This is a genomic window from Kitasatospora cystarginea (assembly GCF_039533515.1).
Lineage (GTDB): Bacteria > Actinomycetota > Actinomycetes > Streptomycetales > Streptomycetaceae > Kitasatospora > Kitasatospora cystarginea.
This window is the reverse complement of sequence record NZ_BAAATR010000144.1, coordinates 1-1776: the sequence shown is the minus strand read 5'-3', so window position 1 is coordinate 1776 and position 1776 is coordinate 1. Positions and strand designations below refer to the sequence as shown.

Below are 1776 nucleotides of genomic sequence, written 5' to 3'. Positions count from 1 at the left end.
ATGGACAAGGGCGGTGTCGTGGCGGAGCAGGGCACCCACGACGAACTGCTCGCGCAGCACGGGCTCTACGCATCCCTCTGGCAGCTCCAGGCCGGCGACCTCGTCGCCTCCTGACCGCAGCACAGCGCGCCACCAGCCCGCCGACCGCGTGACGTCACCGCGGCCGGCGCGCTCCCGTGCGCCCTGCCACCAAGCCTGCCCACACTCCTGGAGGAACCCCCATGTCTCGTCGCGAAGGCGACGCCCTTCCCCTGACAGCGGCTCAGCGTGAGATCTGGCTCGCCGAACAGCGGTCACGGACGGTCATTCCGGGCTATCGGATCGGCGAGTATCTGGAGATCCACGGTCCGGTCGACCCGGAGCTGTTCGACACCGCGCTGCGCCGGGTGGTCGGTGAGGTCGACGCGCTGCACGTGAGCTTCGTCGACGACGGCGAGGGCCCGTGCCAGCTCGTTCACGAGACAGTGGACTGGGCGCCGACGCACCTCGATCTCAGTGGCGAGCCGGAGCCGCGCACGGCGGCTCTGGAGTGGATGGCCCGGGACCAGACGCGCCCGTTGGACCTCGCCCGCGATCCGCTGTTCAGCCACGCGTTGATCAAGCTGTCGCCGAGTCACTTCCTCTGGTACCAGAACTACCACCACCTGGTGATGGACGGGTTCGGCTACGCCCTGGTCAGGCAGCGGCTCGCGGAGACGTACACGGCGCTGGCCGAGGGCCACCCGGTGCCGCCGTCGGCCTTCGGTTCACTGCACGACCTGGTGGAGCGGGACGCCGCCTACCAGACCTCCGCGCAGTACACCGCCGACCGTTCGTACTGGATGGAACGCTTCGCCGACCGGCCGGCACCGACGCGGGTCACCCACCGGGCTCCGGGAGACCCGGCCGGTGCCCTCCGCATGACCGGGGAGTCGGCGCTGCTCCGCCCGGAGGTGCTTCGGGCGGCGGCCGAGCGGGCCGGCGTCCGGTGGTCCCGCCTGCTGATCGCCGCCACGGCGCTCTACGCGCACCGGCTGACCGGGGACGAGGACGTGGTGATCGGCCTTCCCGTCACCGGCCGCGGGCCGGCCGAGCCCGTTCTGATGTCCGTGCCCGGCGCGGTGTCGAACGTGGTACTGCTGCGGCTGTCGGTGCGACCGGACATGCGGTGGCACGACCTCGTCGCTCAGGCGGCACGGGAGGTCGACGCCGCCCTCGTGCACCAGCGCTATCGCAGCGAGGACCTGCTCCGGGATCTCGGCCTGCCCGGGATCATCGGGTCGGCGTTCCCGCTCGTCGTCAACATCATGGTCTTCGACTCCCGGCCGAGCTTCGCAGGGCATCCCGCCACGGTGCGCCACCTGCTCGCCGGAGCCACCACCGACCTGGCGATCTGGGTGCTGGGACACCGGGACGGCAGCTCGCTGCAGCTCAAACTCCACGGTTCGCCGCAGACCCAAGGCGACGACGAACTCGCCGCCCACCAGCGGCGCCTGCTCGCGCTGCTGGACACCGTCGCGGACTGCGACCCGCAGGAGACGGTCGGCCGGATCGGTCTGCTGGCGACGGGCGAGCACCGCGAGCTGCTGGCCGCTGGCACCGGCACAGTGGCTGAGCTCCCCGCCACGAGCCTGCCCGGACTGTTCGCGGCACAGGTGAGGGCGACCCCGGACGCGGTAGCGGTGGTGTGCGGGAGCCTCTCGCTGACGTATGCGGAGTTGGACGCGCGGGCGAACCGGCTGGCGCATGCCCTGATCGCCCGCGGGGTGGGCCCGGAGCGGCTGGTGGCGGTGGCCT

General features: G+C 72.0%; 1 protein-coding gene. It reads left to right on the top strand.

Annotation, left to right across the window (positions count from 1 at the left end; all coding sequences use genetic code 11):
• Positions 1–221: 221 nt before the first annotated feature.
• The coding region (locus ABD369_RS40450) for a condensation domain-containing protein (RefSeq protein WP_344641637.1) at positions 222–1776 on the top strand (1555 nt) is incomplete at its 3' end.